The organism is Bradyrhizobium sp. ORS 111 (genome assembly GCF_045571485.1).
Classification (GTDB): domain Bacteria; phylum Pseudomonadota; class Alphaproteobacteria; order Rhizobiales; family Xanthobacteraceae; genus Bradyrhizobium.
In genome coordinates this window covers 1,305,680-1,330,897 of record NZ_CP120701.1, presented here as the reverse complement: position 1 = coordinate 1,330,897, position 25,218 = coordinate 1,305,680, and the positions used below count along the sequence as shown (strand labels likewise).

Below are 25,218 nucleotides of genomic sequence, written 5' to 3'. Positions count from 1 at the left end.
AGCTTCGATAGCAAAGGGAGAGACGCCATGTCGCGGCCCGTGTGCTCCGCATGCCACGTGGAACGGAAGCTTATCGTCGTCGCACCTTTCACCAAGGATCACGACCTCCAGTCATTTGAATGTCCAGTCTGCCATTCCACCCTACAACTGGTGGTCCGACGGGAAGCGATGTGGGACCGAGTGCAAGGGCGCGCCTAAGCGTTGCTGATGGAAAACTCTACTGCACCGCAGTAAACTCGCGGCGTTCATCAATTCATATTTCCGATCGCGCGCGGCCTGCCTCAATTGGCAGCCGGGCTTTTGCTTTGGCGTGCAATTTCGACGGCCAGCGTTCGCAGGGAGCGCCGGATTCCAGCCCAGCGCTTGATCACGATCACGGCGTGGGTCGTCCGACGGTTGCCGCCGCTGCAGCGTTTCCTGCTGCGCCAGGGCGAGACGCCGCTCCACATCCTCAAGGCGGCGCTGCATGTTGGTGAGCGCGTCCCTCGGTGAGTATAGCTCCGAATAGGCCTTCTTGATCTCGTCAATCTGGCGCTGGACATCGGCCATGCGCCCGTCGTTGCCGCGCCATTTCTCCTCGTGCTCACCTCGGGGCACAATCATTTTTGCGATTTCATCGAGCCGCGACTGGTTGCGCTTGATCGCATCGTCGATGGTGCGCCACTTCGTCTCATGCCCACCACGCGGAACATTGGCCTTCGATAGCTCGTCGATTGCTTCGGCATTGCGTTTGCTTCGCTCCTCCGAGGCCCGTCGTCAGTCGTCGCGGCCAAGCGGATGTCCAAATCCTTCTGCGTCACAGTCGCCTCGGCCATTTTCTCGATGACCCGCTGCTGCCGCTCCTGTCCCTCCTTGACCGGATACCAGACGAGACCGCCAACGATGGTAAGAAACGACAGCATGACGCCGAGTGCCGGCCACGGGATTTTCGCCCGCTCGTCCAGCTTGGTCCCAAGATTGCTGATCTGGTTCGACAGCGAACTGACTTGGCTGGTCGTATTCGCCGCGAGGTCCTTGATGCCGTACTTGAGGCCGCGAACCCGTTGCTCAAGCGCTGCGGGCTCGAAGCGCGCATCATAGTCGCCGTTCCGGGTTGGCATTTCAGCGCAAACCTATGTCGATTGACAGCCCCACGGTTAGCACGAGCATCACGCCGCCGACGATCACGAACAGAAGGCCGGTCGCGATGCCGACGGTGGTCGTCGCGTTCTTCGCCATGATGACGCCGCCACAATAAAGAATGCCGCGCCGACAAGCGCGGTCACTGCAGCGCCGATCACGCCACCGCCACATACTGGTTCGCGTTAACGCCGGTTTCGACTTGAATGTCCGTCACAAGCGGATGTTCGAGGCGACGCCAAGATAGCTCTGAGCGCGCGCCGATTGTCCGCCGTGATGCCATAGGCGGCCACCTGAGCCGCGACGGTCGCCGCTGCCGTTGTTGTCAGCCGATACCAGCGGTTGCCCGCATTGACGATCGAGGCGGTGACTCCCGCCCCAACGGTCTGGACCACCACCATTCTGGACATCGAAGTTCGCATAGGCGATGGCGCCGAATGCTGCGCTCCCGAACAGCATTTGCAGAAATTGCGCCGTTTCGTATTTACATACAGCGAGAACATGTAGCTCGCCCCCGCGACGAAATGATGGCGTTCGATGCCTCGCTCTGAGTGTCGGCCGCCGCCGTCTCGGTAAGACGATCGGCAGTCATCGCATTGTTGACGGCAACATTCGCCGTTTGCGCGAACGAGTTAATCGTCCACTGGCCGAGCGTATCCGAATGCAGCACGGGATTGGTCGGCAGCGTGGATGCTGGCGCCGATGTGACGGAACTCGAACCTTGCGCATGCGTCGTCATCACGCGCACGGTCGACGCGCCGACATCCCCCGCAAGCACGATGTATGTCGAATCATTCGCGCCGAGGATATCGGCGTCGCCCTTGGCCCATTGATAGCTGTACGCAATCGGGAGATCGCCGGTCCATGTGCTGAGCGCTGCGCTCAAGACATTGCCTGCGGTCCCGCTCGATCACAAGACCGTGGGAGCGGCGATATTCGCCGGGCTCGCACCGGCAACGGCATAGTTGCGAGACGCGCCATTGACCCGGGCCGTATAACCGATATCGGTTGCTGCCGGGCTAGTGCTGAAATCGAAATAGTGATACGCGCCGTTGAGCCAGAGCACCGAATATTTGTCGGTGCGGTTGACCGACACAACCGGCCGCACATTCTCGTTCGCCAGGGCGCTCACCCGCTGCCGCGTCCACGTCGCTCCGCCATCGGCGGTCTGATGGTGATACAGAACGGCGGAACATTTCCTGCCGTGACGCTGCAATCGACCATCACACAGTCGACCCCCAATGGTCCGCTGACCACCACATCCTTCAACAACATCCTTGAGTTCGACTATGCTCTCGATCCTGTTGAGACCGAGGGCCTCCTCGCCGGTTTCCAGGATACGCGTACTGACTGGGGGGTGCGCTGCGGAGGATCAGTCGGAACACGATTCCCTATGTCGGCGGCTACTATCGATGGTCCAACAACTGGAAATTCACTGGCCGCTTGGGCGTGCAATCGTTCGAAGGAACGCAGCTTCTAACCCTCGCGTCCATCCAGCCCTTCACCCACCCATCGTGCGGTTCGATCTCGGATCGGATGGACGATAACGACAATCGGCTGTTTGGCGCTACAGCAGACATCACTTGGTTGCCGAAGCCAGCCTATCAACTGACGGTCAGAACGCCTCTATACGCTGTCCGCTAATGAATCGTACAAAATCGTGCTTGCGCGTGGAAAGGCGTGGATTTGGTGCCCAGGGAGGGAATCAAACGCAACCACCGACGCGCCGAACCGTTGTTTGTCCTTAGTGTGGAGGCGTGAGCCCTTGGCACTGGGGGCAGCGGTTCGCTACATCACGAAACCCACAATCGTGGGGCCCTGTTTCGTTGTCGGCAGGCCATTCGCCCAATTCGCTCCCAATCCGATCGGCGAACTCCATTGCTCCGCTCGTTCAACACCAGAGTCGTGACATCGAAGGCTCGAATGGGAACCGGTCGCCTGCCTTGGAGAAACATCACCATACGATCCGGAAGCCTCCAGTGCCTTTGTAGCTGTAGCTGTCACCCGCATGGCTGAGGCTCGTGTTGTAAGAGACCTCGCCATAGACCGTGTAGCGGCCGTCCGCCCAGCTATAGGTGCCACCGGCACCGATGCTGCCCCACAGCCGATCATTGGCATTCGCAAGGCGCGTGCCGGAGACGTTGACGACCGTGCCGTCGCGGAACTCGTAATGCAGGTTGGCAATGCCGTAGACGTCCGAGCGCGTCAGCCGGCCTGCCTCGTCGCGCCACGTCCGCTGATGATCGAGCGAGAGGCCGGCGCGGCCGAGCAGGCTGTCGCCGCGGCCGAGCGACACCCGTGCGCCGAACCGGTCGAAAAACGTATCGAAGTTCACCACCGAATAGACGAGCTGCGCCTGGGGTGTCAGCGAGAAGCCGTTGCCAACAGCGAAACGGCGGCCGCTTTCGATGCCGAATGCGTAGCCGAAGGCATCGTTGCCATGGGCCATCGCGCCGGTGAGCGCCGAGATCAGATTGCTGTTGTACCACGTGGTCTGCGCCTGGCCGTCCACATAGACGCCATTGTCGCCATACCAGGTCAGCGTCGCACCGCTGGCGTAACCATCGGTGCGGATCTTTCCATTGCCGAAGAACGAAGCGACATCCGCCGCCACCGTGCCGTACTGCGCGGTGAGCCCGATGATCAGCCTGCCCTTGTCGTTCTCGAGCGCCAATCCGTCGATGCCGGTCTGCACCTTGAGCTGATCGGCCTGATAGGTTGACCCGCTGGTCGTGGAGGGCTGCATCGTCGCGTGCCTGCCCTCGACGCGGGCCCAGACCGGCGACTCCGGCACGGCGCCGTCCAATTGAGCATCGGCCATGCCAGCGCGCGCGGTGGCGTCGCTGCCGCCCCGATAGCGGTTGCCGACGCGCTGCTGCAGGGTCGGCAGTTCGTTCAGTCCAAGCAGGACCTGCGCATAGGACTCGTAAAGCGGAACGCCTGGCTGGTACAGCGGCCCCGGCGGCGGAGGGGGAGGGACAACGGTGGGCGGATTGGCCAGGCTCGATTTCAGGTACCAGTCGCCGTTAGTGTCGTTCTTCTGCAAGGTGTAGGCGTAGGCGCCACCGACCACAGCCTGCTGGCCCTGGATCATGTAATCGCCGAGCAGAGAGAACGCACCGTTCGAGGCATTGGCAACGTCGATGATCTTGATGCCTTCAGTCGTCGGCGCGCCAAGCCCGCCGACATTGGTCACCTTGACGGACCCCGTGCCCGCGGTGCCCCCATTGACGACAAGCTTGTCCGTCACCGATGCGTCATTGCCGAGCGCTGTATTGAACGCAAGCAGCCCGCCATTGCCGACGTAGTCGCCGCTCACCGTCAATGTCGTACCCGGCGCTCCGCTCAGCTTCACGGTCCCGGCATTGGTCAAGCTCGCGATCGTCTGGTCCCGACCGCCGAGATCGAGCGTAGCGCCGCGCAGAACCGAGAAGGCGGAGAGCGCGCTAAATACGTTGGCTGCCCCTGCCTGCAGCGTACCGCCGGCCACCGTGGTGCTGCCCATATTCGTGGCAGCGCCATTGAGGAGCAGCATGCCGCTACCGTCCTTCATCACGTTGCCGGCCCCGGAGATCGTGCCGTTCAAGATCAACGTGGTACCGGAATCGGTTAGGAAGGTGCCGCTTGTCGGAACGAGGACGTTACGGCCGCTGGTTATGTTGGCCGTGGTCTGCAACGTGCCTGTGTCGAGCGTAAGCCCGGTGCCCGTCGCGCCGAGATTGGAATCGCTCGAGATGACAAGCGTGCCGCCGTTGATTGCGGTCCCGCCGGTGTAAGTGTTGATCCCGTTCAACACCAGCTTGCCGGAATCGGTCTTCACAAGCTGCGTGTTGCCGCTCAATACGTTGTCGATCGTCGCAACGAAGCTCGTACCCGCCAGAGTGCCATCTCCCACCCGGATGACCGACGTGGGTGAGCCAACCAGCGCGATCTCGCCGCCGACGAGATGATAGCCGCTCGAAGCGAATTGCATGCCGGTGGCCGTGACCTGACCAAGGCTGTTGTCCACGGTCACTGTGCCCGGTGCTGCCGAGAAGATCGCAAACGACCCGTTCGCATACGGCGCATTGACGACGCCGCTGATGTCCGTCCAGTTGTTATCGACACCGGCGGCATGCCACACGCCATCGCCGCCGTTCACGGCACCGTCGTTCTTCGGGCCTGCGTTGCCGTCCCAGAAGTTCAGCGTCAGGCCACCGGTGTTGACGAGGTTGACCTGCTTGTCGATCGAGGTTTGAACGAAATAATCCGGCGACGGGATGGTGCCGGTCTGAAGCGTGTTGTTGGTGAGCGCGCCCGCATAGTTGATCACGCGATAGACACCCGGATCAAAACTGCCCCCAGGGGAGGTGGCGACGTTGATGGTACCGGCGAGGGTCAGGTTGCCATTGACCTGGATAAGGTCGTTCAAGGGACCACCAGCCGTGTTGGCCTTGCCGAAGCTGTAGTTCAGGATCGATCCATTGCTCAGCAGCAGATCGTTCTGGATCGTCAGCGTGCCCGGATTGCTGCCGAGATCGCCCGGCAACAGGATGCCGCCATTCGCAACAGCGACACTGCCGCCAATGATGCCAGTGCCGCCGAGCGCGCCGGCGGTGGCAACCGAGGTCGGCCCCGTGGCCGCGGACTGGTTGCCGTTGACGATCAACGTGCCGGCGGAGACCGTGGTTGCGCCTGTATAGGTATTGTTGCCGGTCAGCACTATCGCGCCGCTGCCGAGCTGGTTCAGCGAGCCGGAGCCCGAGATCAGGCCACCGAAGGTGAGGGTGTCGGAACGATCGAACGCAAGAACGCTGTTGTTGAGCACATTGCCGATGATCGAGCCCGTCGTGCCGCCGTTGCCAATCTGAAGGGCGCCAGCCGAGATGGTCGTGCCGCGCCCGTACGTGTTGTTTCCGGTGAGGGCCAGCGTCGAGCCGCCGGTCTTCGCGAGGGCGCCGACCCCATCGATCGTGCTGGAAACCGTCAGATCGGCATCGGTCTGGAACGTGCCGCCGCCGGCATTGAGGGTGACACCACGCGAGGTGGCGAACGCAGACGTGTTCTCCAGCGTGCCGCCGTTGAAGGTCAGCGTTCCCGATACGGCGCCGAGGTTGCCGTCATTGGCGACCGCGAGCGTGCCGCCATTAAGCAAGGTGCCGCCCGTGTAGCTGTTGTTCCCCGTCAGCACCCATGTGCCTGCACCTGTCTTGGTGAGGGAGGATGCACCGCCGCTGTCGCCAAGGACGGCGGCCAGCGTATTCGCTTCGGTGTTACTGCCGGTTAGAGTCAGGGAATGAGAACCCGCACCGCTGAAGGCAATTGCAGCCGTGTTCGTGAAATTCAGCGCGCCGGAGCCGGACGCATCGATTGTGCCGCCAGCTAGACCCAGCGTGAACCGGCGGTCCGTGCTCGCCCCGGCGCCGGTGTACTGCAAAGCGCCGCCGTCGAGGACGAGATTGGCCGCCGCGTTGCTGGACGCACCGACGCTGCTCGCCAATCCGCCATTCGCGAGGTTCGACACGCTCAGCACGCCGCCATTGATCCTCGTAGGCCCCGTATAGGTATTGGCACCGGACAAAACTTGCGTCCCGGCGCCCACCTTGGTGACGCCGACCACGTTGGTGACGCCGCTGCCACGAACGATCCGGCCGCTGAAAACGCCGCTGTCGTTGGTGTTCCCCAGTACGATGGTCGCGCCGAAGTTGCCGATCGGATTGCGGTTGCCGACGATGATGCCGGTTCCGGATAGCGCGCCCAGATTGAAGACGGCCGTGCCGAACCCCGAACCCATTCCCTGATCGGCCAGTTCGATGGTGCCGTTGAGCACGACATTCGCATTGATCAGCGCGTTGCTTGTGGCTAATCCCCCAAGGGCCAGACCGCTGCCTTGGCCGGCGGTGGCATTGGCAATGCCGTTGATGACCAGCGTGCCGCTGAAGGTGCTGTTGTTGTTGCGCAGCTTCACGGCGTCGCCCGCATTGACGGCGTTGATGGTGACCGTCCCGCTGCCTTTCAAGCCACCGTCCAGGTAAAGCCCTCGGCCCACGCCGGGCGTGTGATTGTCATTGATCGTAGTGTTGCCGGTGCTGGTCACGTTCCCGGTCAACACTGTGAAGCCCGACGCATTGATGTTTTCCAGCACCGCGCCATCTTTGAGCGTGACGGGGGCGGCGGCGTTCACGTTCGTGGTGCCGGTGAACGTCAGCGTGGCGCCCGAATTGACTGTGGTTGCGGAAACAAAGCCGGATGCATTGTTCAGAACCAGCCGTCCGGCATCAACGATGGTCGTCCCCGTGTAAGTCTTGGCGTTGGCAAACGTGAGCGTCCCCGCTCCTGATTTCACCAGGGTGGTGGAGTTGGAGATCGCCGAACCGATCGTCGCCGAAACCCCGGCATTCGTCGTGATCGTCGGCGTGGCCCCGCTCAGGGCCAGCGTACCGCCAGTGAGCGTATAGCCGTCAGTGTTGAAGGTCGCGCCTCCCGCTGCAACCGTACCGTTCACGGTCACGGTGCCCGCGCTCCCGCCAAAGACGGCGGTTCCTCCGCTGGCCCACGGCACTGCGGTCGAGCCATTGAACCAATTGACGGTGGTATTGTCCCAAGTGCCCGAGCCGCCCGCGCCGCTTGAACCCCAACTGAGGGTCTGCGCCGTGGCTCGTTCGCAAATGACAACGCTCAGCGCTAGGCTCGATGTGCCTGACAACAGGAGGCAGCGAACGACGATGGACCGGTAAGAGCGGCCTGGGAGCAGATGTATCAGCCTGCTGATACACGTTTGCAGCGTCGTTCTGCGGGGCGCTTTTGCCTCGTGCGAGGCGTGTACGACAGCGGTAGCAGGCCATCGCCGCACTTGCATTCCCATTCCAGTTTCCCAGCGCAGCCGCACACGAGACTGTCGCCGCAACGACTTTAATCGCGCGCCGACAGCATCAACTGCCGCGCCTTGCCCGAAACGTCCGAAAGGTCGTAGCGAGCGAGCAACGCGGATCGACCCCTGCGCTTCACACTAGAAGGATCGTGACTGCGACGTCAACGACGGGGCAGTCAGTGGTTGTCGAATAACCAGAGGTGTGCTCCAGTGGCAACTGCTACCGTGAGCTGATAAGAGCATTAGCTCAACTGTTTGAGGTCGAGCGTTCGAATCCACTCCAGCGCGACGCTACGGGAGTCGTGACGATGTCGTCAACGACACTTTCGTGTTGTAAATGATGGACCAACCAGAGGTCTGCTTTGCGAGCAACAACTGCCTGGATTTGGTTAAGCAGGTATTAACTTCTGCAGAACGCAGCAATCGTGAGCATTCCTCACGTCCGCGTTTCGCCCAAGCCCGACATGCGTGTTCCCTAGCAAATTTCAACAGCTATTGAAGCAGGGCACCTGCGAACAAGTATGGGCGCCGCGCGATGTCGCGCCAATAGCGCCCTCTTTTGGGTCGCGATCTTTGTTGGGGCATTTCGCAAAGGAACCGAAATCGGTCTGCCACAGGTCGGCGTCTCTTGACGCGTTGCCCAGATAGATTGGGCTCGTTGCTGGGTCTTCCCGCGGCGAGTCGAGCGCCTCGCACAGCAGCAGCAAGCGCGCGGCATGATCGCTGACGGTCAACGGGAAGCAGCAGCGGCTATTGCCGAGCTTGAACTCGCCTTTGAAGTCGGCGCACCAGAGATCGTTGGGAGCCAGTCCCGGGCACAGCGGCGTGCCGCGCACGCGGTGCCGCAGCCCACCACCGCGCTTGACGAGGCCGTGGCGGTCGATGATTGCATGGATGGTGCTTTTGGCCGGCACCGTCGTCGTCGAGCCGCCGCACCAGCAGCTCGCGGATCTTGCGCGCGCCCCAGTGCGGCATCTCGGCCTTGAGCTGGACAATCAGAGTCTCGATCTGGGCCGCCAGCTGGTTGGCGTAGCGAACCGGGCGCCTGGAGCGGTCGCTCAGCGTCTCCAGGCCATGCTCCTTGTAGCGATCGAAAATCTTGTAGCCGGTCTTGCGGGAGATGCCGAACTCCCGGCACACATCCGTCATGGCTTCCCCGTCCAACAGACGGGCGAAAAAGCGCAGGCGCTCTTCGATCACCGAACTCGCTTTCCACGGCATCCACGCCTTCCGCAGAACAAAAGCGGAAAGTGTAACCCATGTGTCCGGTACGTTTTGTCACCGATGTCTCGGGCCGCTCACCACACCAACCAAACCTACGATACCTTATCCAAGCCTTCGCACAGGGCAGTTCGTGAGCCCGTCGGCGAGCGCAGATTTACCCTCACAATCGCGAAAGTTGAAAGACCTCCAGCTGCAGGTCAGGCGAAAGCGGCCTCTGTCGTGGAAAATCGAAAACGGCCCATATTCGGTGCCGAGATCGTACCATAAGGCACGTGGTGCTCCTCGTCGGCTTCCTTCCGACCTAGATTGCAGGTTCAAATCGCGGAGACGCAACCACCGATACCGACATTCGGTTCAAGTTGTGATCTGAGTGTCCCTTGCGTCCCAAACGCAGTGAGTTTACTATAACATATTGATTTTCTTTAGGTAATGGACGCATCGACCGCGTTCTGTTCACGGTCGTTTCATCCCGCTTCGTTGCGGCGTCCTGGACGTGAACGAGAACTGCTCGAGACCTGGGGCAGCTTGAAGCAAGCCCCCTGAATCGACCGAGCGGCTAATTAAGAGACACGCTGCGACTATTGATTTCTCAACCGATTTTCTCGACCTGAGCCAAGATCCGACTATTTGAGATCAATGGGTTACAACGAAACATCCAACCACAAGAGCGCGTCATGTTGTCGGATCGACACATCCGAAACGTCTACGCCTTTTACACACACACCAACCCAACCTACGACCCAGAGAGTCTACCGCATTGTGAAGCCGTTCTCGATGATACCGGAAGACAGGCCGAGATCGCGGTCGCCGACCTGAACGTTTAGCCCGTCCGGATCCCGCACGTGGAAACTGTTGCTATCCTGCTGCGGGTCCAGCCCCATCGCGGCAAGGCGAGCTTGCAGCCAGGCGGTGTTGTAGCCGTCGATCCCGAACATAAAATGAGAGATCGTGCCGGGCTGCCCTTCTTCGCGCAGCACCAGCATGCTTTCCCCGAAGCCGAGCAGCACGCTTGTCGCGCTCTCCTGGATGATCCGCACCCCGAATGCACGGCAGTACCAATCCTTAGAGCGCTGGAGGTTGGAGACGGAGATCGCGATGTGATTGACTGTCTTGGCGGTACAAATCGGCGGGTCAATACTGATCCTCTCGTCTTCCTGCTGAAGGGAAGTGTTGCCAGCATCTTCGCAGTTCCATGTTAGATCGTCATGGCAAGGCATGGGAATCGTTCTCTTGTGGCTCGTTAATTGATAGGAATCCCAATCAGCTGGCTCGATCGGTCCACAGGCCTCCGGTATCGGCAGGGAAGCCGGCAGCGGCATGAGCGCGGGCTTTGGCTGCGAAGTAGTTTTTCGACCACGCAAACCGGCTGCCTGCTTTGGAGAGGCCGACGCTGTCGGCGATGCTAGCGAGGCTGATCGTGTGCCCGGCGGCGGCCCAGTTGCCCTCAGGCACCTCGTCGATGATGACCTGAATGCTGCGGCCCACATCTTGTCCCGAGGCTGCCGTAGCGGCGAGGATCGCTTCGGTCACCCATGCCTGCACCTCGCTCTTGTGCTCGGCGTTCATGTAGCCCTCAGGGATATTGACGCGAACGAGGAACCGTCCGGGCGGCGAGACGTAACCGTTTCCGGCCTCCCCGCCGGCCCACCAGTCGCCCTGGGCAAGTTCATTGAACAGAACCCAGGCAAACGCGCGGCCGCCTCGCGTATTCGCTCCGCCTTCCATCCGGATCATCACGTCGGTGAGTTTCTTGGCGAGATTGGCCTTCGCGGTGTCGTCGAGATCGCCGGCACCATAACAAACATTCATGATAGGCATGTCAGTTTCCTCGTCGGCTGCCGAGGCAGCTGATGTCGGTGCGGTTGGATTGACAGAGGAGTGATCGGCAGATGTTGCGGCGAGCTGCAAGGCCGTTCTGTAAGCTCCGCGATTCCAGCGACCGCCGCGGGCGCGCGTTGTGGGCTCGGGGTGGCGGCGTCGCGCGCGTCATCAGTGGCCGGCATGCTCGCTCTCCCACTTCTTGATATTTGCATCATCGATCATGATCGTCTCGACGATCATCACGTCGGTGTCGTCCTGAAGGACCTCGATATTGATCGAGCCCGTCGCCCAAAGCCCGATGCTGTCGCGTCGGCCGAGCACGGCGCCGCCGCAGCGGATCGATCCTTCGCGCACGAACACGTACGCGCCGTGCGATGCGGTGCGCAGCTTGTACGAAAACGAGCGGCCCTTGTCGGCCATCAGGCGGGAGACACGCAGATCCTGGGGGATCGGCAGCGCGCCGTCGGCATCGCCGATGAGCTGCACGATTTCGTTGCGCCGGCGGCGATAATCGAAATGGGCACGGTGATAGGTCGGTGGAAGAAAGAGCTGCTCGGGAAGCAGCCAAAGATAGATGGCATGCATGTCCTCCGGCGTGACGCTAAGCTCGGAATGCTTGCCGCCCGAGCCTGCAGAGAAGACGTAATAGTCGCCGGCTTGCAGCCGGTCGACCATGCCCTCGCCAGCCGTGTTGATGTGTGTGAGCTCGCCCTCGAACACGAAGGCGCAGATGACGAAGTTGTGGTGCGGATGCATGTTGTAGCCGCAGCCCGCGCCGTGGAAGATCTCGTCGCCGAAAACACGGACCGGACCGAAGCCTGGCCGTCCGGCCTGATATTCATGGAAGTTGAAGCTGGACGCCCGCGTGACGAACCCGTCGGGATGGCCGGCGATGTAGGAAGATCGCGATCCATCGGATCTGATGAGGTCGTGTCCACGTTCCGCTTCGCGAATGATGAATGAATTGCTCATGGCCGTGTGTCCTTGTGTTGGCGCGTCAGGCGACGCGGGCCAGATCGGGGCCGCCGGAGGCGTAGCCGATCTCGACCATCTCAAACATGTGCTTTGGCGTGCCGCAGTCCGGGCACACCCAGTCTTCCGGAATGTCCGCCCAGCGGGTGCCGGGAGCCAAGCCGTGCTCAGGCAGGCCAAGAGCTTCGTCGTACGAAAAGCCGCAGCCGAGGCACATCAGCCGCTTGAAAGGTTCGTCAGCCATCTTTGACTCCATGCGTTGCCTGACCTCCCTCCGACCCCGGATTGCAAGTATCGAGTTGTGTGTCGGACAGGCGTGATCTGATGGCGCGAGGTATGCGCGTGGCGGTGTACGAATACAAATACAACTTCAATATGCAGGTATCGGCGAGCGATATGGTCGGGAGATTCGTGTGGCGCGACAAGCGGATGCGACGTGCCGCGTCCCTTTTTTCCGCTTAACGTGGACACCGCGCTTAGTAGTGAAGCGCGCCCCCAGGAGTATCCTTCGTTTCCACGTACTCCGACCGCCGAATTTGGCAGGAGAACGCTCCTGGATCGGATGTAGACAGCTGAACTCAGAAGATCGTGTCGACGCTGGCATTCAGCGGAATGCAAGCAGGATAGCTTTTGCCACAAGATCCCGCGCCGGCCTGCCGGAGCACCTAGCTGCCACGGTCCTAAGCTCAGGATCTCGAAGTCTCGCCTATCGAGACCTCGTCAGCCGCCGACGTGAGCCCGGCACTTGGAAGCATCCTAGTACTCTTCGGGCGTTTGCCTACGTCACGGCGCTTTCGTCACAGCGGGCGGGCTCCAGCTTCCGTCAAGGATCGAGGGGCTCTGCTGTCTGGGCCAGTACATCCGCATGGTCAGGTTGAAGCCGTCCTCCGGAGCTGGTAGCCAGTTTGCTTCCTTGCCGGGTCCTGGCGAGTCGTGCTGGATATAAATGTCCGTTGAGCCGTCACTATTCTGCTGCAGCGGCATCCAGCTGCTGATTGCGTAGCGATGAATTGCATTCTCGACGAAGAAGGACTGCGGGTCGTACATGGTCACCGACCAGAATGCGTTGACCGGCGGCATCTGCCCAGGCCCGAAGTGCAGGACATATCGGTTAGTACCATTCAGAGGTTTGCCGTCTCCGTCCACGAACGTTGTCGGATAGAGGGCATCTGCGGGAAGGTTCGCAGCCAGCGCGATGAGCGCGATGTAAGCCCGAGTCTCGTAATCCGTCCCGAACGCTCCGATGTTGCTCTTGGGAATGTGCCAGCCGTTGACTGACGTACCCATGTGCTTGGCTTGCTCTTGCAAATAGGCGAGCGTCCGCCCTACCGCTCCGTCCAGGCTTTTGCCCGCGTCGGGATCGAGTTTCGACGGGTCAAACGGCTGTCCCGGGACGATCCCGATCGTCGACAGCTTCTCCAGCATCGCCGCGTCGGCTGAGGGCGGGGGATTCGCAGTCAGCAGCTTAGCCAGCGCGCCAAGGAAATCGGCGCCGCTCATGCGCCGGAGTTGCTCAACAGGCGGCGTCTTCATGTCGGCTTGCGCATCGACGGCTCCCTCGGGAGCCGAATACGGCTGACCAAACTTCGATAGCGGAGTAAGGGTGTATCCCGCTTGGATCGCGTGCACGGCTGAATAGTCCGCAGGGCCATTTGTCTGAGTACGCCCGAGAATCCAGACCATATTCGTCGGCGATTTTATCTGCTCCATCCCAGCCGGGAGCTTCCCGCTCCAGCCGGGTCCGGTAATAGCGAAGTTGCCAGCCCTTGTTCCGGTTGTGCGCGGCCCCGGACTGGAAAACACGTTGGTCCATGCGTCGAGCATGGGTAGGAGATAGTAGCGGCCGCCGGTTTCGGGCACCGACAGGACCATCGGCTCCGATGAAAGATCAAGGAAGGCGGACGAGTACAGCGTATCCACGTTGGCGCGTACCACGTTCTTGAACGTGGCCGGCGGAAAAATGGGTGCATGAGCGAACTGGTTCACAGGCGCTGCCATGGCATTCGGACGGGCAACATTGGTCATCCGCCTCCTCGTCAGGTCCATCATGACCAGCGGCAAACCGTAGATGATCGCTTCAGTGACGATGTCGACCGGCTTCAACTGCTCTCTGGATTCGCTGGGCGCTGCCGTATCCGTTGCGGCACTAGTGTCGAATGCTTGCGCTCCGCCCGGGCTACACGGGACGAACCAACAGATGAGTACGAGTGCCGCAAAGCCCTTCTTTACCTGTCCAAACACGAGTTGCCTCCAATTCCCAAAATCGATTTTGAGTTTACTTTGCTGTTCGAAAGTTGGCGCCCTCGAAATCGGCGAGATCTCTCCCGATAGGCTCGTGACGTGAATTTTAGCGCTGTCCGTCATCACGCTACCAGCTCCGAGACCTCCATTCGGCGAAGGCGATACCGGAGCGTTCGTTCCTCGCCAGTCTCCCGCTCGCCTGCCGGTTTCAAGCCGCGAAATCCCGGAGCAACAAGCCTCCGCAGATGATAAGGAAAATCCCGAACACGATCAGCGGAAGCGGGATCGTGACAGCAGCTAGCGCCCCTCCGATCATGGCGCTCAGGGACTCTGCACCCACCCGGATTGCCTGGTTGTTGCCCATCACGCGGCCTTGCCGCTCCAAGGACACAGCGTTGGACAGGATCGTCGGGCATGCGGCAAGTGCGATCGTTCCCATCATCGTTGTGAGACCGCCGGTGATCCAGATCGAACCTATCTGAGAGGGCACTGTGATCGCAATCATGGCAGCCCCGGCGGCAATGCAGGCGGTGATGGCGAGGCGGTTCAAACCCATACGGCGCGTCAATGGGGCCATGATGAAGAAGCTCGTGATTGCCGAGATCAGAGCCAGCCCCGAATAGATCAAGGTGGTTTGATCGACGCCAGTGTCCCAGCGATCGACCAAATAGACGAGCACCATCCGGAAGTAGCCGAACAGCGCAAGATAGATCAGAAAATTGAGCAAATAGAGCCGCCGGATTGATTCATCCGTGAAGACGGTGCTGAGATTTGTCATGGCAGCAAACAGGCTGAAATCGGCCTGCCTGTCAGCCGCGTGCGTTTCGGCGAAGCGGAACCATGTCCAAATAAGAGTGGCGACAAGGAGCGGCACCATCAACCAGAACGGAACACTCCAGCCGAGATGCAGGGCCATCTGGCCGCCGACGACCGGGCCGGCGATGTAGCCAAGGCTGGAGCTGGAGTACGTCCACGCAAACAGACGCGGACGTTCATCGGGGCTGCTCATGTCGGAAATCGCACTCTGCGCGATGGCGATGTTCGATTCTGCCAGTCCGCCAATCAGGCACCCCGATCCCAGCAGGACAATCGATCGCCACTCGATGCCGAGAGCTATCACAGCATATCCAAGCACCGTCACCAGCAGCGAGACGACCAGGACAGGCCTGCGACCGTAGCGATCGGACAAGGCGCCAAGGATCGGAGATCCCACGAATTGACCGAGCGGGTAGATCGCAAGCAGCAGCCCAAGGACGACGCTCCGCTGCCCGAGACTGGCGCCGTCCGGCACAAAGCCATTGTTTCCCATCAGCATGGGCGCAAACAAAGTGATCATGAGCGAGTAGCCGCAGAAACCAATGAAGATCAGCAGATACAGCGGCAGGAGCGGGAGAATGCGAGCTAGGACAGTTCGGTCGATACGCACAGTGTGAGCGCGAGTGCAGTTCGCCAGGTCAGTCATCGTCGGGGTCTCCTCATATTCCGGTTCCGTCGGCACTAAGATGCCGGCGGTCGCGTTAAAGGCGCTGACGCGAGCCACGACGCCTGTAATATCTGAGCGATACGCCGCAAGAGACGACCTGCGGCGGGTCTAGGACGACGGGTTCGATTGCAGATCGCCATTCACTCACATGCCATACAGGATCTTCAGCTCGCCGCTGGCGCGAAGGGCGATCTCTATTCCGTCCGCAGGCAGATACAGCTTCTCGAGCTTGGCCGAGGAGAGATGCCCTTCCATGCGGAAGCCGTCCTTCAGCGGCCTGTTCAACTTCGCGTTCGCGGCATTGAGCAGGTTCTCATAGGCGACGCCATAGTCCACGCTCATCTTGTCGCGCAGTCCACTCACGATCGGATCGATCATCGCGGCCAAGCCCTCATTGGCGGTCGAGGCGCTGAGATCGGAAAGCCGAACCGCATGACCGTCCTCATCCGCCTGCAGACCAGCCGTGAGATAGGTCCATTCGCCGTCAGTCGGATTTGCATCGGATGCTTTGGCGACGCGCAGACCGATCACGAGCTTGCCGGACGAAGGATAGACTTCAACATCCCGGACCGACATGCCGGCCGCCGGTGCGATCGAGGCGAGGGCCTGCTGGATCTTGCCCTTCAGCACGTCGTAGCTGACGCGGACGGGCAGGATCACGTCAAACTGGCCGGGCGAGGTGACCTCCCGCCCGAGGGCCGGAAGTGCGGTCGGCGTCACCGCCGCCGGATGCTGTCCGATCACGGTTTCGGCGGCGCCCGACAGCTCGAGCGATCCGCTGAGCACCTTGCCTTCGGCATGTACGCCGGCAAACGCGGCACTTTGCGGCGTCAACTGCAGCCACACTTCAGGATCCGCCGAGAGCTGAACTGGCTCAAACGCATGCCGCCAGGCCGTGGCGGCCTTGTCGTGCAGATCGAGACGGCGGGCCGCTGCAAGCGCACGTCCCCTCACCTGCACAAGCTCCGTCCTGATCCGCGGCTCCGCATAGTTGGCGAGCGGAATCTCGCGGCCCATCACATGCAGAATGGGCGGCTCACTCCAGCGAAAGCCGTCGCTGAAGTTCAGGTCGAGCGACCAGTCACGTGTGAGTTCCGGCCGCGCTTCGGCCTCGATCGTGGCACTGGCCTCGGTCTCTCCATGGATGCGGGCCGTGAATCGATTGGCGCCCTGCCCTTCCAACGCGCCGTAGATCGGCACCGAACCATAGAGACGACCGCCGCGGCCGTAAAGCGAGACCGGCCCCGACCTCTCCACGTAGCCATAGATGTCGCAATTGGCGTTGATCTGGAAGAACAGCACCCGGCGATGCACGCAGCTCATACGCTCGTCGATGGTCGCAAGCCGCCGGGGAATGACCTTCTCGATATCGTTTGCCAGGGCGGGCAGATCGAACTCGATCGTCGCTGCAATGCGCGACTGCGTGCTGAAAGGCGCTACCGTATCGGGAGCGAGAGGCGGCTTCTCCGCCGCCATCGCGGACGAACAGAGCCCGACCACGCCGAGCGCAGCGAGACCTGCACGCGCCGATCGAAAGGCGAGACCGGGGCGTTTACCTGAAGCTTTCAGATGGAGATTCATGACCTTTACCTCAACAGTTGTTCGATGGTTTGGAGATGTTGGCAGTCTGGAGATCAGAGCCTGGGCCGGCGAAAGTCGCCGAAGGCGCCGGCGCGCGGCCGGTCCTCGCCAATCGAGCGCCAGCGCGGGAGGTTTGCGCCGTCCTCGATTCGCGGGCGGCTGAAATCACGCTGCGGAGGCGCCTCATGCCGCTCGAACGCTTCGCCCGCATCGCGTCGGATCTCGGATTCACGCGCATCGGGCATCGCCGGTTCGATCCTCCTCGCGACGTCACCCTCAGGGCGATGAAACGCCTCGGGACGTGCCGCATCGATCCGATCCCCAAGGACGTCGCGTTGCTCCAAGGCAGAGCGATCCCGCAGGAAGTCGTCGTGTCCCAGATCGCTGCGCAAGGCATCCCGGACGGCCACGTCGCTGTTGCGGCCAAAGCGTTGCGTCAGCGCAGCGTTGGCATAGGGAACGTTGCCGCGATGCGCGGGATTGTGGACCCACACATTGTTCCCGATGTTCATGCTGGCGTGATTGAAGAGGTTATATCGGTTGACGTCGATGATGACGTTGTTGTGCCACCAGTCGTAACCGCCCCAGATCGCTGCGCCGACGGCGATGCCCGCACCGAAGGAAATGATGTTGCTGGCGACGAAGCCAGGCGGCGACCAGTAGAACGGCTGATAGCCCGGGTAATCCCAGCCGCCATACACTTGGGCTGGATTGTAGACGGGAACGTAGTAGACGTCGGGGTTCACCGGCTCGATCACGATCGGCCGCACTCCCGAATTGGCCCCGTCTGCCGGGGCCGGCGCGACGGTGACAATCTGCTGCGGCGTCGATTGCAAATTGCCGGCAGCCTGCGCCTCGGCGCGCAGCTGCTGCACCGCGTTGAGCACGTCCTGCTGCTGCGCCAGAAAGGCGTCGCCGAGCTGCTGGGTCCAGTCCAGCTTGTCGTTCATCATCTGAAGCGTCTGCGGCACTGCCGTCAGGGCTTTGACGCTCGGATCCCAGGATTGGGTCCGCATCGCATTCTCAAGCGCCTGCCCCTTGATCGTCGGGTTCTCCCGTGACCAGCGTGCCGCCTCGACCACCTCCAGTGGATAGGTCGAAGCCATCAGGATCTGCGTGAGCAGCGAATCCGGATAGAGGGCGATCGGCGCAACGAGCTGTGCGATCTGCGCCTGCGAGAACACCGCCTGGTCCTGGGTCTCCGCCTGCACTGGAGCAGCAGCAGTCGCGTCCCGCGCGCGGGCGGGTGCGGTTGCGAGGTTCGAAACCAGCACGAGCGGCGCGGCACACAGCGCGAAACCGCGCATTGTCATTGCAATCCTGTTGGACATCTCTGTTCTCCTTGTTTGCAGCCGCGCGTCTGCGCGCGGCTGCATTGATGGGCGCGGGCGCTCAGAGGCAGATGCGCTGACCGTTGCGCCAGAAGCATCCGGAGCCGCGGCGGTAGGCGTAAACGTTGCCGTAGCGTCCAATGCCGACGGCACCGTTGGGACCTACGGCGAAACTGCCGTACCGGGTCGTACAAGCCGCGCGATACACGCCCCTGACGCAGCTCATTGCGCTGGCATCGGACACCGTGAGAAGGACGCCGAGGGCACTCGCCACTGCGACGGCCGCATATTTCGGCTTGAAACGCGCGAGCGCGGAGATGCGGGAGTTCGTCGTGATGGTATTCATGGGAAGTCTCCTTTCGCGACAAATCGGCGCGCGACATCGTTCGATGCCCCGGCAGAGGGTCGCCATGCGAAGGTGGAAGCTGGACTCAAGGGCTGCGATTTGCCCCGTCCTCAACACGAGGAGAAATGGCTCGGCGACGATTCAAAAACAAATACCGCTTCAATATGCAGGTATCGCCTCGTCATATGGCCGGCCGCGCAACTCCAAAATCAGGCGGAAAAAGCAAGGAAACGGAGGCTCTGGACGGCGCAACCTCAGCTAGTATACTCGGACGCCTCACATGATCGTGTACCACAACCGGCACCCGCCACCTTCTCCGACCGCTAGCATCAGGCTGATGGGTCACAGAGCGGGTTGCCCAAAGCGGCGATCTCATCGATGATGTGCGGCCCCGGTATGGGCAGGACAAAATGCAGTTCCGTAAACTTCGATATTTCGTCAAGATCGTCGAGGCAGGCAGCTTCTCCCGCGCAGCCTCCATTGTTCATGTTGCCCAACCTGCGCTGAGCCAGCAGGTTGCCGAATTGGAGGTAAGGCTGGGAGTGGCCTTGCTTCAGCGCAGTGCGCGGGGCGTTAGGCCCACAGCAGCAGGGGAAATCTTCTACAAGGAAGCTTCCGCGATCTTGCATCAACTCGACCAGTTGCCCGCAGTCGTTCGTTCGGACCGTGACCAGCCAGAAGGGGTGGTCAACGTTGGTTTCATATCCTCCCTCGCGCCGGTACTCGTAGGCTTTCTAGATGAGTGCCGGGAAGCATTTCCGAAGGTCGTGATCCGGTTCTCGGATGGAGACAGCCTCGGCCTTGAAGACAAGATCGCCTCGTCATTGGTCGATCTCGCCGTCCTTCATGAGGTCGAATTTACGACGGCTTTGATGCGCAAACCCTTGTATAGGCAGAAGCTGTTCGTTGTCTCGCGTCAGCCGATAACAACCAACGGAGACCCGATCTCTCTTGAGCGCATCGCGGAGCTGCCCCTCGTGCTGCCGGGGAACGTCAAGGGCCGTCGTGCCTTGATCGAACACGTATTCGCCGAAGCGAAGCTAAAGACAAACGTCGTTCTCGAAGCAGATTCGCTGGTAAGTGAAATGTGGTCGGTGCGAAATGGGGTGGGTTGCACCATACTTCCGGTAGGTGATCTCTCCAATTTTGGGCCTCACGCTTTCGCCAAGCCGACGTTGATCGAGCCACCGATCTATTTTACCTGCTCCATTGCCTATTCTGCCGATTTTCCACTCACTGCCGCCAGCGAAGCGGTCCGCGATGCGCTCGCCAAGTTCCTTGAACGCCGGCTCAGCGAGGGCAGTATAGTGGGAGCGGAGCGCCTACCGGAACGGTGACGTCCGGAACGGCGTGAACGACTGAAGTACGCTTCAAGGATACGGTTCATATCGGTCCTTTTGAGCCAGAGCAAGCCGGCTCACGTCCTTCACTCCGTGTCCCGTCAAATCAGCGAACACGGCTTCATCGGATAATGGCGTTTTGCACGAATGCTTCCAATCGTGCTCAACCGTCTCGACGAGCCGTCTCACCACGTGAGCCGATGATGTTTCGATGGCAAGCTCGCGACGGTCGTCAAAACTGCCCGGGCTGAGATTGATCGAACCGACGACGGCACGCCTGTTGTCGGCAATCATCATCTTGCCGTGCAGCTTGAGCTTCCTGAGCGCATGAACCTTGGCGCCGACGTCGTGAACGATGCGCAGCCCGCTGACACCCTCGAACAGCTTCTTGCGTTTGAGCTTGTGAAGCGCACGGGACATGATCCGGACGCGGACCCCGCGCTTGACCGCGCGGACCAGGCGTTCGATGATCACCATGTCCTGGTAGCGCTCGTTCTGCAGCCACAGCGTTTCCGTGGCGCCGTCGATGAAGCTCGCGATACGCTGCCGACCGTTGTTTGGACACCAGATCAGGCTGGAGCCCGGTGTCGGCTCGAACGGCCGCTGCTCCCAATCGGCATCGAAGCATCGCACCATCTCCGCAACTTCCGCCGCGTCCGTGGATACGACCGCGTAGTCACGCGTCTCGGTGAGATCGCGTGTCTCCCAGTTCAGGGATTCGACAACACCAATCCGGTTGTCGATCACCATCGACTTCTGGTGGGTAACGGCGAATTGTGGGCTGCTGTCGCGCACGTCCACACCCGCCTGGAGGAGCATGGCCCTCGTCGCGTCATTGTCGCTCGTTCCATCACGCCGGGCCGGATTGAGCATCACCCGAACATGCACGCCGCGGCGCCGCGCCGCGATGACGGCATTGAGCAGTGACGGATCTGTGAACAGGAACATGCGGATGTTCAGCGTGTGTTGCGCCGACATGATCGGGTCCACGATCGCGCCCGCGGTGTCATCCGGAAGCACGATCAATCGATGTGACATCTGGCTTGTCCTCCTCTAGGCAGCGTCGGCAACGTGTCGCGCCGCCTGAAACTGGATCCGGTGGAGTTCGGAGAACAGCCCGCCTCCGGCAATCAGCGCCTCATGCGTGCCCTGCTCGACCACGACGCCGTCCTTCAGCACGATGATCTTGTCTGCATCGACGAGTGTGCTGAGACGGTGCGCGATCATGATCACGGTCCGGCCTTTCATCAGCCGCCGCAGCGCCTCGATCACCAGGTGCTCGGATTCCGTGTCGAGAGCAGCCGTCGGCTCGTCCAGGATCAGGATTGGGCTGTTGCGGATCACTGCACGTGCGATGGCGATGCGCTGACGCTGGCCGCCCGACAGGATTTCGCCCCGTTCACCAACAACCGAATCATAGCCCTGTGGCATCCGGCTGATGAACTCATCGGCATTTGCGATCCTGGCGGCTTCGATGATCTCAGCTTCTGTCGCATTGGGCCGCCCATACGCGATATTCTCCCTGATCGTACCGTGAAGCAGCACGGTATCCTGCAAGACGAAGCCGATCTGCGACCGCAACGCGGCGATCTTGTAGTCTGCAATGTCGATGCCGTCGATCAGCACACGGCCCAGCATGGGCTCGTAGAAGCGTGGAAGCAGGCTCAGCACGGTCGATTTTCCAGAGCCGGTCGGGCCGACAATACCGACGACCTCTCCCGGCTCGATGCTGAAGGATACCTCGTGCAGCACCAGCCTGTCCGCCTCATAGCCGAAGCTAACACGGTCGAAGCGGATCGCGCCGCTGACCCGGCCCGGATCGATCGCGCCCGGACGCTCGCGGACGATTTCGTCAGCCGAGAGGATCGCCTGAATCCGCTCCAGCGCGACTGTCGTCTGCGCGATGGTGCTGGTCATGCTGGCGAGATCCTTCACCGGTTTGAAGAACTTCTTGAGATAAGCGAGGTAGACCGTCAGCGCTCCCGCCGTCATCGTTCCCGCGATGATCAGTGACGTTCCCTTCCAGAGCACGACGGCGGTGCAGATCGCGACCACGATGCTGACCATGGGTGACATCAGCGATTTGATGCCGCGCGCGCGAAGCGCTGCAGCGACGGAAGCGTGGCTTGCGGCTTCCAGGTGCGCGATCTCCAGAGCCTGGCCTCCGAAAGCGTTTGTCAAGCGGATCGAGCCAAGTCCGCGCTGCACGATCGAGAGCACCTCTGCCTGGCGGTGCCGGAGCGCGCGGGTGGCGGCCTTCACGGCTCTCTTGAGATGGAAGGCGAAGAGCAGAAGGACAGGTGTGAAGGCAACGGCGATCAACGTGAAGTCCCAGTCGAGCCAGAACATCACTCCTACCATGAACACGATGGTGAGAAGATCGATGACGATTTCGAGCGTGGATGAGGACGCGAAATCCTGGATCGTGGCGACGTCGCTGGTAATGGTCGATACCAGCGCGCCGATCTTGGCATGATCGTAGTAGCGGAGCGAGAGCCGGTGCAGGTGCTCGTAGATGCGCAGCCGCAAATCGTTGGCGACCCACTGCCCCACGCTGGTCGTGAAGTAGCTGTCGAAATAGCTCGCGACCGCCGCGACGACTGCGATCGCCAGAGTCGCCGCGCCGGCAAAAAGCGCTACGCCCAGCGTATGCTTGCCGAAGCCGCCATATTCGTGGGCCCAGCTCAACCATTCGGGCAAGCGGTGACTGCCGAGCGCGTCGTCCAGGACAAGCTTCAACGGCCAGGGCGCGGCCAGACTCATCGCAATCTCGATCAGCATGGCGAGAAATACGATTGTCAGCCGGCCGCGATATGGTCTCAGCAGATCGATCACAAGACGGGACATCCTTCTTCTCCGATTACTGAGCCGGTGATTCCGCATCAGCGGTGCTGGACAGCGATTTGCCACAGTCGGTCGGCGCTGGCCGGCCGGCAAAGCGATCCATCATCCAGGTGACGGCAGCATCGGCGCTGTCGCGTGCGACGAATCCGTGTCCGACGCCCTGCACCCACATCATCCGCACCTTGCTGCCTGCCTTGCATTGCCGCTGCATGTAGCTCGCGGTCACTTCAGGGCGCACGATATCGTCGGTCGTGCCTTGCGCGAGAAAGAGCGGAATGCTCGACGGCAGCGCGCCCGGGGTGTTGCGGGCCGCCAGCGAACGCCAGGGCTCGACGGTGGCGATGTTGGGCACCGAGAGGAAGTGCTCCTCGAGCGGTTTCTCCGTCCGGCGTCGGGCCAGGATATCGAAGATCGATTCGATACATTCGTTGGCCAATTGGTCCACTGCCGGCATGGCTTCCGGCAACACGACCTTGTTGATCGGCGCGCCATAAACGCGCGACCACGACCATAATGTCATCGCGGTCAGGTTCTTGCCACCGGACGTCTTGAAATCGTCACCCATCAAGGTGACCAGCGAAGTTGCGGGCGCCGCCGCGGCAACACCGACCAGGTTGAGCTCGGGCGCATAAGTCCTGGCAATCAGACCGGTGTAGAGCGAGGCCTGTCCGCCCTGCGAATGCCCCCAGACGGCAAAGCTGTTGCCGGTCTCCGCGCCTGGCATGTTGCGCGCAGCGCGCACGGAATCGATCACCGCTCGCGCCTCGCTGTCGCCGACGAGATAAGGATGAGGGCCTGGCGTCCCCAAGCCTGGATAGTCTGTGGCCGCGACCACGACGCCCTGCTCAATCAACTGACGCAGGCCCGCCATTTGCTGGAACACGAAAATCGCCAGCGACGGCGCGCAGTGCGGCACCACGCCTGTAGTCGGATGCGCCCAGGCAACGACGGACCGCCCGCCTGCGGGCGCCGGGCCCGGTGGGACGATGATGACACCGGACGCCGCAATCGGCTCACCGTGCATGCCGGTCGAGCGATAGAGCACGCGATAGGCCTTGGCGCCCGCAGGCGCGAAGCTAATCGGCTCTGAGCGGATCAGCGTTCCCGGACGTCCGGCAATCTCCTGGCGCGATGCGTCATAGAAAGAGGTTTGCGCATCTGCGGCGACGACTGAAAGCGCCAATGCGGCCGCGCCAGCGATTGCACCCAAGCAGCGCCTCAGGACCGACGGTGCTTTCATCTGCTTCAACATATTCATGAGAGCCTCACTTGTATCTTGGTTGCCAGCGCCCGGGCCGTTCATCGGGTCCATGCCGCTTGCGAGCGAGCCGGCGAGTATCTTTCCGGCTCAACCTGGCCGCCGAACATCACCTCATGACACGCCTCGCTCAGCCGGGCTTCATTGCCTCGCAAACAAGCGACGATCTCGCCGACATTCGGGATGAAATGGCTGCACAGCCGAACACGTCCGGCGTGCAGGCCTGCCGTTGAGCTGCTGTGCCTTCCGCGAACGCCGCGCTGCTGGCGAGCGTCAGGACGATGCCGCCAACGGCGGCGAGCTTGATTGATTTGCGATACATTGGCCTTCTCTTCTGGTTGATTGAACGAATCTATTCTCTTTCTGAGTGCATCGTCGGACGCACCACCGCGTCAGCTCGCCAGGCGGTCCCTTGGCGAAGCCTTGTTGGTCAGATCACTTCATAGGCAAACAGCGTCGCAACGAGCGTTATCCCGATCAGACCGGCAAGGAAGATCAGGTCTGCGATCTGCTCGATGCGATAGCTCAGGCCGGCGCGCTGGGAATATCGAATTGAGAGGTAAGATGTCAGCGCACTCGCCAGGAACATGACCGATGCGAGAGCGGCGTATTCGTCGACATGCGACGATCCATGCTTTGCTTCGGCAAGCTTGACCAGGCCGATCAGCGTCGCGCAAACGCCGATCATCGTCGCCGAGACCGGCAGGATGTGGGATGCGAGCGCTTGGCTTCGTGCTCTTATCGACAGTCGATTCGACATGGCTCATTGCTTGGCTCCTCAGGGAGCCCCTCATCTGCTGGCATTCAC

General features: G+C 61.3%; 21 protein-coding genes and 1 pseudogene. 2 read left to right on the top strand and 20 right to left on the bottom strand.

What is annotated here, in order from left to right:
• Positions 1 to 141 precede the first annotated feature (141 nt).
• The 4 genes from P6U30_RS06120 to P6U30_RS06105 all read right to left on the bottom strand — a co-directional run bounded on the left by P6U30_RS06120 (position 142) and on the right by P6U30_RS06105 (position 2,251).
• The gene (locus P6U30_RS06120) at positions 142 to 549 is read right to left on the bottom strand and encodes a hypothetical protein (RefSeq protein WP_407168596.1); all 408 of its coding nucleotides are present in this window, start codon (positions 547 to 549) and stop codon (positions 142 to 144) included.
• A 50-nt stretch (positions 550 to 599) separates the two neighbouring features.
• Positions 600 to 1,100, bottom strand: a complete 501-nt coding sequence (locus tag P6U30_RS06115; RefSeq protein WP_407168595.1) for a hypothetical protein — start codon at positions 1,098 to 1,100, stop codon at positions 600 to 602.
• A 503-nt stretch (positions 1,101 to 1,603) separates the two neighbouring features.
• Complete coding sequence (locus P6U30_RS06110; RefSeq protein WP_407168594.1) at positions 1,604 to 2,005, bottom strand: hypothetical protein; 402 nt, start codon at positions 2,003 to 2,005, stop codon at positions 1,604 to 1,606.
• Between the two features lie 24 nt (positions 2,006 to 2,029).
• A complete protein-coding gene (locus P6U30_RS06105; RefSeq protein WP_407150517.1) occupies positions 2,030 to 2,251 on the bottom strand; it encodes a hypothetical protein in 222 nt (73 codons plus the stop codon).
• 39 nt (positions 2,252 to 2,290) lie between these two features.
• Between P6U30_RS06105 and P6U30_RS06100 the strand changes: the two genes are divergently transcribed.
• Complete coding sequence (locus tag P6U30_RS06100) at positions 2,291 to 2,599, top strand: hypothetical protein (protein WP_407168593.1); 309 nt, start codon at positions 2,291 to 2,293, stop codon at positions 2,597 to 2,599.
• Between the two features lie 474 nt (positions 2,600 to 3,073).
• Here the strand turns inward: P6U30_RS06100 and P6U30_RS06095 are convergent, their stop codons facing one another.
• From P6U30_RS06095 to P6U30_RS06045, 11 genes and pseudogenes are all read right to left on the bottom strand, one after another.
• A complete protein-coding gene (locus tag P6U30_RS06095) occupies positions 3,074 to 7,963 on the bottom strand; it encodes an autotransporter outer membrane beta-barrel domain-containing protein (RefSeq protein ID WP_407168592.1) in 4,890 nt (1,629 codons plus the stop codon).
• 665 nt (positions 7,964 to 8,628) lie between these two features.
• Positions 8,629 to 9,190 (bottom strand): annotated as a pseudogene (locus P6U30_RS06090) (helix-turn-helix domain-containing protein); the annotation flags it as partial.
• Positions 9,191 to 9,942: 752 nt separating this feature from the next.
• On the bottom strand, positions 9,943 to 10,410 hold the full coding sequence (locus P6U30_RS06085; protein WP_407168591.1) for a VOC family protein: 468 nt from the start codon (positions 10,408 to 10,410) through the stop codon (positions 9,943 to 9,945).
• A 43-nt stretch (positions 10,411 to 10,453) separates the two neighbouring features.
• Positions 10,454 to 11,101, bottom strand: a complete 648-nt coding sequence (locus tag P6U30_RS06080) for a tautomerase family protein (RefSeq protein WP_407150511.1) — start codon at positions 11,099 to 11,101, stop codon at positions 10,454 to 10,456.
• An 81-nt stretch (positions 11,102 to 11,182) separates the two neighbouring features.
• On the bottom strand, positions 11,183 to 11,986 hold the full coding sequence (locus P6U30_RS06075) for a pirin family protein (protein ID WP_407150510.1): 804 nt from the start codon (positions 11,984 to 11,986) through the stop codon (positions 11,183 to 11,185).
• A gap of 25 nt (positions 11,987 to 12,011) precedes the next feature.
• Complete coding sequence (locus P6U30_RS06070) at positions 12,012 to 12,230, bottom strand: rubredoxin (protein ID WP_407150509.1); 219 nt, start codon at positions 12,228 to 12,230, stop codon at positions 12,012 to 12,014.
• 539 nt (positions 12,231 to 12,769) lie between these two features.
• A complete protein-coding gene (locus P6U30_RS06065; RefSeq protein WP_407168590.1) occupies positions 12,770 to 14,089 on the bottom strand; it encodes a DUF1254 domain-containing protein in 1,320 nt (439 codons plus the stop codon).
• Between the two features lie 346 nt (positions 14,090 to 14,435).
• Positions 14,436 to 15,563 (bottom strand): MFS transporter, encoded by a 1,128-nt coding sequence (locus P6U30_RS06060; RefSeq protein ID WP_407170369.1) that lies wholly within the window; start codon positions 15,561 to 15,563, stop codon positions 14,436 to 14,438.
• 291 nt (positions 15,564 to 15,854) lie between these two features.
• Positions 15,855 to 17,291, bottom strand: a complete 1,437-nt coding sequence (locus tag P6U30_RS06055; RefSeq protein ID WP_407168589.1) for a DUF4403 family protein — start codon at positions 17,289 to 17,291, stop codon at positions 15,855 to 15,857.
• A gap of 53 nt (positions 17,292 to 17,344) precedes the next feature.
• Complete coding sequence (locus P6U30_RS06050) at positions 17,345 to 18,622, bottom strand: DUF3300 domain-containing protein (protein WP_407168588.1); 1,278 nt, start codon at positions 18,620 to 18,622, stop codon at positions 17,345 to 17,347.
• A gap of 61 nt (positions 18,623 to 18,683) precedes the next feature.
• Positions 18,684 to 18,968 carry a hypothetical protein gene (locus tag P6U30_RS06045; protein ID WP_280969714.1) on the bottom strand — a complete coding sequence of 95 codons (285 nt, stop codon included), beginning with the start codon at positions 18,966 to 18,968 and terminating at the stop codon, positions 18,684 to 18,686.
• Positions 18,969 to 19,378: 410 nt separating this feature from the next.
• On the opposite strand from P6U30_RS06045, the gene P6U30_RS06040 reads away from it, so the two are divergent.
• Entirely contained in the window at positions 19,379 to 20,305 is a 927-nt protein-coding gene (locus tag P6U30_RS06040) for a LysR substrate-binding domain-containing protein (protein WP_407168587.1), read from the top strand.
• A 33-nt stretch (positions 20,306 to 20,338) separates the two neighbouring features.
• On the opposite strand, the gene P6U30_RS06035 is transcribed toward P6U30_RS06040, so the two are convergent.
• The 5 genes from P6U30_RS06035 to P6U30_RS06015 all read right to left on the bottom strand — a co-directional run bounded on the left by P6U30_RS06035 (position 20,339) and on the right by P6U30_RS06015 (position 25,170).
• Entirely contained in the window at positions 20,339 to 21,328 is a 990-nt protein-coding gene (locus P6U30_RS06035; RefSeq protein ID WP_407170368.1) for a phospholipase D-like domain-containing protein, read from the bottom strand.
• 33 nt (positions 21,329 to 21,361) lie between these two features.
• A complete protein-coding gene (locus P6U30_RS06030; RefSeq protein ID WP_407168586.1) occupies positions 21,362 to 23,155 on the bottom strand; it encodes an ABC transporter ATP-binding protein in 1,794 nt (597 codons plus the stop codon).
• A 13-nt stretch (positions 23,156 to 23,168) separates the two neighbouring features.
• A complete protein-coding gene (locus tag P6U30_RS06025; RefSeq protein ID WP_407168585.1) occupies positions 23,169 to 24,362 on the bottom strand; it encodes an alpha/beta fold hydrolase in 1,194 nt (397 codons plus the stop codon).
• Between the two features lie 178 nt (positions 24,363 to 24,540).
• Positions 24,541 to 24,732, bottom strand: coding sequence for a hypothetical protein (locus P6U30_RS06020; protein ID WP_407168584.1), 192 nt, complete (start codon positions 24,730 to 24,732; stop codon positions 24,541 to 24,543).
• Positions 24,733 to 24,840: 108 nt separating this feature from the next.
• The gene (locus P6U30_RS06015; protein ID WP_407168583.1) at positions 24,841 to 25,170 is read right to left on the bottom strand and encodes a hypothetical protein; all 330 of its coding nucleotides are present in this window, start codon (positions 25,168 to 25,170) and stop codon (positions 24,841 to 24,843) included.
• Between the last annotated feature and the right edge of the window lie 48 nt (positions 25,171 to 25,218).

What these genes read in the sequence shown, in the direction of transcription:
- P6U30_RS06030 (WP_407168586.1), bottom strand. Translation starts at nt 23,155, where the DNA reads ATGTCCCGTCTTGTGATCGATCTGCTGAGACCATATCGCGGCCGGCTG.
- P6U30_RS06100 (WP_407168593.1), top strand. Translation starts at nt 2,291, where the DNA reads ATGGTGATACAGAACGGCGGAACATTTCCTGCCGTGACGCTGCAATCG.
- P6U30_RS06020 (WP_407168584.1), bottom strand. Translation starts at nt 24,732, where the DNA reads ATGTATCGCAAATCAATCAAGCTCGCCGCCGTTGGCGGCATCGTCCTG.
- P6U30_RS06055 (WP_407168589.1), bottom strand. Translation starts at nt 17,291, where the DNA reads ATGAATCTCCATCTGAAAGCTTCAGGTAAACGCCCCGGTCTCGCCTTT.
- P6U30_RS06060 (WP_407170369.1), bottom strand. Translation starts at nt 15,563, where the DNA reads ATGATCACTTTGTTTGCGCCCATGCTGATGGGAAACAATGGCTTTGTG.
- P6U30_RS06120 (WP_407168596.1), bottom strand. Translation starts at nt 549, where the DNA reads ATGGCCGATGTCCAGCGCCAGATTGACGAGATCAAGAAGGCCTATTCG.
- P6U30_RS06085 (WP_407168591.1), bottom strand. Translation starts at nt 10,410, where the DNA reads ATGCCTTGCCATGACGATCTAACATGGAACTGCGAAGATGCTGGCAAC.
- P6U30_RS06015 (WP_407168583.1), bottom strand. Translation starts at nt 25,170, where the DNA reads ATGTCGAATCGACTGTCGATAAGAGCACGAAGCCAAGCGCTCGCATCC.
- P6U30_RS06050 (WP_407168588.1), bottom strand. Translation starts at nt 18,622, where the DNA reads ATGTCCAACAGGATTGCAATGACAATGCGCGGTTTCGCGCTGTGTGCC.
- P6U30_RS06115 (WP_407168595.1), bottom strand. Translation starts at nt 1,100, where the DNA reads ATGCCAACCCGGAACGGCGACTATGATGCGCGCTTCGAGCCCGCAGCG.
- P6U30_RS06095 (WP_407168592.1), bottom strand. Translation starts at nt 7,963, where the DNA reads ATGGGAATGCAAGTGCGGCGATGGCCTGCTACCGCTGTCGTACACGCC.
- P6U30_RS06070 (WP_407150509.1), bottom strand. Translation starts at nt 12,230, where the DNA reads ATGGCTGACGAACCTTTCAAGCGGCTGATGTGCCTCGGCTGCGGCTTT.
- P6U30_RS06045 (WP_280969714.1), bottom strand. Translation starts at nt 18,968, where the DNA reads ATGAATACCATCACGACGAACTCCCGCATCTCCGCGCTCGCGCGTTTC.
- P6U30_RS06075 (WP_407150510.1), bottom strand. Translation starts at nt 11,986, where the DNA reads ATGAGCAATTCATTCATCATTCGCGAAGCGGAACGTGGACACGACCTC.
- P6U30_RS06040 (WP_407168587.1), top strand. Translation starts at nt 19,379, where the DNA reads ATGCAGTTCCGTAAACTTCGATATTTCGTCAAGATCGTCGAGGCAGGC.